Here is a 6,265-nt window from a genome sequence, read left to right on the forward strand (position 1 = left end):
ATACACATGTCACAGGATGCTTGGGTTTTGAAACATTTAAAGCAGTGACCCTGCGCAAAGGATTTATTGGTTTTGGTACCACAAGATACGCAATAGATATTACCTGTCCATTCAATCTCAATTTCTTGCCCCAAATTGAATGGCAGATCAACTTCTGAACGATCTAGAATAAATTTATATTCAACATTTGCCTTGTGTGTATGTTGATCAGTTACACTAAGGTCCTTTAGACCTGCATGCATTTTATGGCAAATGCCTTGTAGTTCCATACAGAATACTCTCTTCAATAATAAGGATGCAGTTATGGCTGAACAAAATGTCATCACGTCAATGCTAGACGATTTATCCAAGGAACAGCCTATTCAAACTGCATTGTGTATTGGTCAAAATCTTACTCAATACAACAATAATCAATCAATTCAATGGCACTATTTTAACGTAACTGAGTTTTTAAGTCTGCCTTTTACCCAGCGATATGACCTGGGTTTTGTGGTACTGGATTCTCAGGAGTTCAGTCAAATTTCAGAGTCTGAAAAAATACAGCTGTTGGTCAAACTGCGTGACCTGATGGCAAAAAAAATTGTGGTGGTGAGTCAGCTACAAGATGAAAAATTATTGCGCTCTTTGGGATTTACCCAGCTCATTGATAAAACCCGACATGATAGTGATTTCGCCCTATGGCAATTTAATATTTTAACTTATAAACATGTGCCTGACTGGTTTAATTCCAAATTTTGGGCAAATCCTGAAAACTGGAATAAATTTCGCTGGTAATAATTGTTTGTTGTCATTGCAAATTTTAACACTCGGTATTTATTCATTACTTTAAAAGCATCGTATTCTTTAAGGAAGCTCATAAAAGGATAATGCGATGACTAATCTTAGCAATATCGTCGAAATACTGGCTAAACAGGCTTTAGGTGGAAAGCAGCAACAGTCACAACAGGGTGGTTTAGGTGATATTTTAGGTTCAGTGTTTGGCCAGATGAGTGGCAATATTACTCAACAAAGCCAACAACACAACCAGCAAAGACCACAAGGTGGATTAGGTGGAATTCTTGGCTCCGTACTGGGGCATTTAAGTGGCCAACAGAATCAACAGCAGAATCAGCATCAACAGCAAACCCAGCAACGCAGTAATGTCGGATCAAGTAATACCAAAACTTTATTAATTGCCGTGCTTCCCTTGATTTTGGCTTGGATTCAGAAGCAGGGTGGTATTCAAGGTGCCTTGGATAAATTAAAGAGTATAGGTCTGAATAGGCAGGTAGATGACTGGGTCTCTACAGGACCGGGTGAAAATGCGCCCGTGGATAACCAGCAACTACAGCTATTATTTGATGATCAGGACGTAGATCAGGTAGCACAAGAAACCCAGGTACCCAAACAGGATATTTATGGGGCGATTTCCAAAGTCTTACCTCAAATTATTGATTCACTTACGCCACAAGGTGAACAAACTAATAAGCAGGAAGCCAATGCCGATATTCAACAGGTGATGAACCTAGTGACTGGTTTTCTGAAACGCTAAAATTTTTAAAACCAGTTGAGTGAATGACTCAGCTGGTTTTTTATCCTCATGAATAAAGCGGTGAATTAGAATTAAATATTACTGATGATTTTCCATGCTAAATAAAGTATTGGTTTTGGAAATTTTTTTAGCAATATAGTGGGATTTTTTAAGGCGAATTAAAATGATTTGCGACTGAAATTCCAGTTCACCAAATTCAGGCTCGACCTGGACATAATGTAATTGTCCAAAACTGTCTCTTACCCGTGCTTGTGCGGAAAACCCAGGACGGGCATTGCCACTAGAAATGGTCGCCAGGCGTCCTAACAGGCTGACCTGTTGCTTGGTCAAGGTAGGTTTGATGACCTGATCCAGGCAATGAATCATAAATACAGTGAAAAACACCGCAATAATCAGTGCCGGGATAATCAGATAATAAGCAGGCAGAAATTGTTGCTGCTGTGCAAATACGCACAGTTGCAGAAAATAGCCTGAAAAACTGAAGTTCATCAGTAAAAACACCACAATCAGTGTTTTGGAGAACTTGACGTTGAGCAGTGGTGAGTCGGTAAGTTTCTTTGGAGAAAGGGTTTTGAGAAACTCAGTCGGGCGAATATTAAAGTAATAGCCGATGGTTTCTACCATGCTGAGTAAAATCAGAGCCAGTAAACTTAGATGAAAAGGCATCAAGTTATAATTCAGCAGAAACTCAAGCATGGCAGATTCCATAGGGGGTTATTCTTCTTTCAGGTAAATTCCACCATCAGAATGCACATTAATCTCAACTTTTTCAAGTGATTGACCTTGGCAAGGACCAGAAATACATTCGCCAGTTTCAACCAGAAACAGCGCTCCATGAGTTGAACATTCAATATATTCCTGATCACGATCTAAAAACTGGTTTTCCAAAAATTCCAGCTCAACCTGTAAGTGTGGGCAGAGATTCTGATAAGCGTAGAATGAACCGTCACGCTGAGTAATGAAAATAGTGTCACCATTCGGCGTTTCGTAAGAACGTGCTTCACGTTCAGGAATATCTTCCGTCATGGCAATTTTAATCATTAGGCGCATTCCTTCTGGAAGTTGTTTAATAATTTTGCATAATTTTCAACACTTAGACGTGGGCCAAACTGTGAAACGACTTCACTTGAAATCAAAATTGACAATTCAGCAGCCAGTTTAAGGCTTAAACCTGCATTTAATGCATACAGGAACGCACCTGCAAAGGCATCACCGGCACCATTGGCATCTACCGCAGTTACTTTACGACCTGGAACTTTTAAGGTTTGTTCCGAATCGGAAATCAAAGCCCCTTCGGCAGATAATGTAATGACAGTGTATTTGCTTTTTAACTGTAATTTAGCCAATGCCGCTTCAATGGAATCGGTCTCGGTATACATTAAAGCTTCATGATAATTACAAAGCAATAAATCAACGCCATCATCCAAAAGTTCATCTAAACCTTGACGCGCATATTGCACCATGGCTGGGTCAGACAGGGTCAAAGCAATTTTTACCCCATGCGCTTTTGCAATTTCACGGGCCTGTTTCACTGCTTTTCTTGCAGTATCGCTGGTCGATAAATAGCCTTCAATATACAACCATTTTGCTGTTTTTAAAGGTTCAAAATTGATTTGCGCCTCACTCAGATCAGCGGTACTACCCAGATAAGTTTGCATGGTGCGTTCAGAATCCGGGCTCACCAGGACCATACAAGTTCCTGTTACACCTTCACTAACCGATTGCTCGGCAGTGAGAATACCGGCTTCATTTAAACCTTTCAGATAAATACGACCCAGTTCATCATTACCAACACGGCATCCGTAAAAGGCTTTACTACCTAAGGCACTAAAGGCAACGGTGGTATTTGCAGCAGATCCACCCGATGCTTGACCTTTGTATACTTGCGTTTCTTTTAAATTATTATATAAATTTGCTTGTGTTTCACCATCAGTCAACTGCATAGTGCCTTTTTGCAAATTTTGTTGAATTAGGAAATCGTCAGAGACTTTAAATTCTTGGTCGATTAATGCATTACCAATTGCAAAAAGATCAACAGTTGTCATGTCTTTCATTCACATTTAAATTAAAACGCTAAGTTTACACCAATGCTCATGATTGCTGTAGATTGATGAATAAAATTCAATATATAGTCAATTTATTCGTTCAAAATGCAATACAGGGCAGAATAAGGAAGGTTAGATGAATATCACGATTGATAAAGCTGAACAATTACCTGAACAAATCAAGGAATTAGCCAAGCAGGCACAGCGAGAAGGATTTCAGTTTGTTGATCGATTGATTGAAGAATATGAAAGTGGAAAAAACCGGTTCGATCAACCGGGAGAGTTTCTTCTTTTTGTTTATGATGATGAAAAGCTGATTGCCTGTGGCGGTTTAAACCAGCAATGGAATGAAAATGAAATTGATACGCGAATTGGTCGGGTACGTCGTTTTTATGTCTTGCCGAAATACCGCAAGCATGGGGTGGGTAAACAGCTGTTACAACATCTGGAAAAAAATGCCCGTGCAAATTTTTCTGCACTTTGCCTGAATACAGACACGAAATCTGCGGCTAGTTTTTATCAGAAACAAAATTACGTCTTTGTGGAAAACCATCCAAATTATAGTTATTTCAAATATTTAATCTAGTTTTGATCCGGTTCATGAGGCAGCTGAGATTTGAATTGGCACCGCAGCATCATAAATGATAGAACCTCGGTTTTAAGTTTTAGGGATGTGTGATTGCAGAAGCACCGCCCATTCCGGAACAGTCAGGTCCTTACTGCCAAGTTTGGACCTGATCTGCTTCTGAGATTGGCTAAATATTGAACTTGGATTTTATATGAATGTGAATCATGGTGTTTTAAGCCAACCGCATGCAGATATATGGATTCTGTCGAGAACTCTCTGATTCTTTTAAATAAGCCTCATTTAATTAAATGTTTAAGTTTATAATAATATGTTGATAAAGATATGATGGTTATTAAAATCACATAATAAGACTCAACCGCCTAAAAAATAGAAAATTTTAAAGCGCTCAACAAAAGCAAATATTTTCGAAGTTAAGAGATCATTCATTTTTATGGTAAGTACAACACAAGCAAAACCCTAGGCTGGAGATTTAAATAGATTAGGGAGTTTTTAATGGGAACTCAGTCAAAAATGATTTCCCAAAAATCTGAAAATTATTTTAAGAATTACATTACATTTGCAAAAAAACTGAGAGCTTACATTTCATAACTTAAATCGTATTTTTTTCACATTTTTGAATAGTAAAAACTCCTTTTTTATACATACCTCAGGCTTTATGCCTTTCAATATAGATCAGACTGATTAAGCACAAAGATCTAAAACAAATCATCACCATTTCTAAGTCGATCTAAAAAATAAAGCTGAGAGGGATAAAAATGCGCGCACTTACATATCATGGTTCACACGATGTCCGAGTAGAGTCTGTTCCTGATCCTGTCATTCAGGAACCGGATGATGTTATTTTGCGGGTCACTGCAACGGCGATTTGTGGTTCAGATTTGCATCTGTATCGAGGTAAAATTCCAGCAACTGAAGAAGGCGATATCTTCGGTCATGAGTTTATGGGAATTGTAGAAGAAGTCGGTCCTGAAGTTACAGAAGTGAAAAAAGGCGACCGGGTAATTATTCCTTTCGTGATTGCATGTGGTCACTGCTTTTTCTGTGAACATGAACTGATGGCTGCCTGTGAAAATACCAATACTGGCCGTGGTGCAATTATCAATAAAAAACAGATTCCACCAGGTGCAGCTCTGTTTGGTTATAGCCATTTATATGGCGGTGTACCAGGTGGACAGGCGGAATATGTCCGTGTACCTAAAGGTAATGTAGGCCCATTTAAAGTAACGGGGTCATTACCGGATGAAAAAGTCCTGTTCCTGACCGATATCTTGCCTACTGCATGGCAGGCTGTAACCAATGCCCAGGTCACTCGCGGTTCCAGTGTTGCGATATATGGTGCTGGCCCGGTTGGTTTACTGTCGGCTGCCTGTGCACGTATGCTGGGCGCAGAGCAAATCTTTATAGTCGATCACCACTCTTACCGCCTGCGTTTCGCCCATCAGACTTATGGTGCAATTCCAGTGAATTTTGATGAAGTCGATGCAGCTGAATATATTATTCAGAATACTGCCGGTCATCGTGGTGTTGATGCCGTCATTGATGCGATTGGTTTCGAGGCCAAAGGCAGGCTACTTGAAACTGTGATGACCAACCTAAAAATTGAAGGTTCGAGTGGCTTTGCCCTACGTCAATGTATTGCGGCAGTACGCCGTGGTGGCGTGGTGAGTGTGCCAGGTGTATATGCTGGCCCAATTCATGGCTTCCTGTTTGGTGATGCCTTTGACAAAGGTTTAACCTTTAAAATGGGACAAACTCATGTGCATAATTACTTGCCGCAGTTGCTAGAACATATCGAAAATGGAGATCTGTCTCCAGATCTGATTATTACCCATCGCATGAAACTGGAAGATGCTGCGGAAGGTTACCGTATTTTTGATAAAAAAGAAGAAGACTGTCGTAAAGTAATTCTGACGCCATAAATATGATTAAAGGAAAGCGCCATCAGGCGCTTTTTTATTTTTTATCATCATTTTATCAATCCTCTTTTTCTTGTTTTTAAGGGCTTTGTTGCACAAAGATTTGAAATGCAAAGCGCCCCTAATTGAGCCAAATTTAAGGCGTAACTTGGGTAAGTGGTCGACCTAATTCCGTAAATCTGTT

The 6,265-nt window shown here is 39.6% G+C and carries 8 protein-coding genes; 4 read left to right on the forward strand and 4 right to left on the reverse strand.

The window, feature by feature from the left end; all coding sequences use genetic code 11:
• Nucleotides 1–269: DUF2797 domain-containing protein (locus B2Y23_RS07410; protein ID WP_291369963.1), on the reverse strand; the 269-nt coding region annotated here is incomplete at its 3' end.
• A 34-nt stretch (nucleotides 270–303) separates the two neighbouring features.
• Here B2Y23_RS07410 and B2Y23_RS07415 point away from each other — a divergent pair.
• Both B2Y23_RS07415 and B2Y23_RS07420 read left to right on the forward strand, forming a co-directional pair.
• Nucleotides 304–774: a DUF6231 family protein gene (locus B2Y23_RS07415; protein ID WP_291354577.1), complete on the forward strand. Its 471-nt coding sequence runs from the start codon at nucleotides 304–306 to the stop codon at nucleotides 772–774.
• Nucleotides 775–871: 97 nt separating this feature from the next.
• Nucleotides 872–1,531: a YidB family protein gene (locus tag B2Y23_RS07420; protein WP_291354578.1), complete on the forward strand. Its 660-nt coding sequence runs from the start codon at nucleotides 872–874 to the stop codon at nucleotides 1,529–1,531.
• Nucleotides 1,532–1,609: 78 nt separating this feature from the next.
• Here the strand turns inward: B2Y23_RS07420 and B2Y23_RS07425 are convergent, their stop codons facing one another.
• The 3 genes from B2Y23_RS07425 to B2Y23_RS07435 are packed head-to-tail and all read right to left on the reverse strand — an operon-like array spanning nucleotide 1,610 to nucleotide 3,576.
• Nucleotides 1,610–2,227, reverse strand: coding sequence for an OB-fold-containig protein (locus B2Y23_RS07425; RefSeq protein ID WP_291354579.1), 618 nt, complete (start codon nucleotides 2,225–2,227; stop codon nucleotides 1,610–1,612).
• 18 nt (nucleotides 2,228–2,245) lie between these two features.
• Entirely contained in the window at nucleotides 2,246–2,557 is a 312-nt protein-coding gene (locus tag B2Y23_RS07430) for a Rieske (2Fe-2S) protein (RefSeq protein WP_291354643.1), read from the reverse strand.
• 14 nt (nucleotides 2,558–2,571) lie between these two features.
• A complete protein-coding gene (locus B2Y23_RS07435) occupies nucleotides 2,572–3,576 on the reverse strand; it encodes an adenosine kinase (RefSeq protein WP_291354580.1) in 1,005 nt (334 codons plus the stop codon).
• Nucleotides 3,577–3,712: 136 nt separating this feature from the next.
• Here B2Y23_RS07435 and B2Y23_RS07440 point away from each other — a divergent pair, with 136 nt between their 5' ends.
• Nucleotides 3,713–4,162, forward strand: coding sequence for a GNAT family N-acetyltransferase (locus B2Y23_RS07440; protein WP_291354581.1), 450 nt, complete (start codon nucleotides 3,713–3,715; stop codon nucleotides 4,160–4,162).
• A 758-nt stretch (nucleotides 4,163–4,920) separates the two neighbouring features.
• Nucleotides 4,921–6,084: a zinc-dependent alcohol dehydrogenase gene (locus tag B2Y23_RS07445; RefSeq protein WP_291369965.1), complete on the forward strand. Its 1,164-nt coding sequence runs from the start codon at nucleotides 4,921–4,923 to the stop codon at nucleotides 6,082–6,084.
• Nucleotides 6,085–6,265 lie beyond the last annotated feature (181 nt).

The organism is Acinetobacter sp. UBA5934 (assembly GCF_002430855.1).
In the GTDB taxonomy this organism is placed as follows: domain Bacteria; phylum Pseudomonadota; class Gammaproteobacteria; order Pseudomonadales; family Moraxellaceae; genus Acinetobacter.

Bases quoted from the DNA above. Each gene is read 5' to 3' on its own strand.
- B2Y23_RS07445 (WP_291369965.1), top strand. From the start codon at position 4,921: ATGCGCGCACTTACATATCATGGTTCACACGATGTCCGAGTAGAGTCT.
- B2Y23_RS07440 (WP_291354581.1), top strand. From the start codon at position 3,713: ATGAATATCACGATTGATAAAGCTGAACAATTACCTGAACAAATCAAG.
- B2Y23_RS07430 (WP_291354643.1), bottom strand. From the start codon at position 2,557: ATGACGGAAGATATTCCTGAACGTGAAGCACGTTCTTACGAAACGCCG.
- B2Y23_RS07425 (WP_291354579.1), bottom strand. From the start codon at position 2,227: ATGCTTGAGTTTCTGCTGAATTATAACTTGATGCCTTTTCATCTAAGT.
- B2Y23_RS07435 (WP_291354580.1), bottom strand. From the start codon at position 3,576: ATGACAACTGTTGATCTTTTTGCAATTGGTAATGCATTAATCGACCAA.
- B2Y23_RS07415 (WP_291354577.1), top strand. From the start codon at position 304: ATGGCTGAACAAAATGTCATCACGTCAATGCTAGACGATTTATCCAAG.
- B2Y23_RS07420 (WP_291354578.1), top strand. From the start codon at position 872: ATGACTAATCTTAGCAATATCGTCGAAATACTGGCTAAACAGGCTTTA.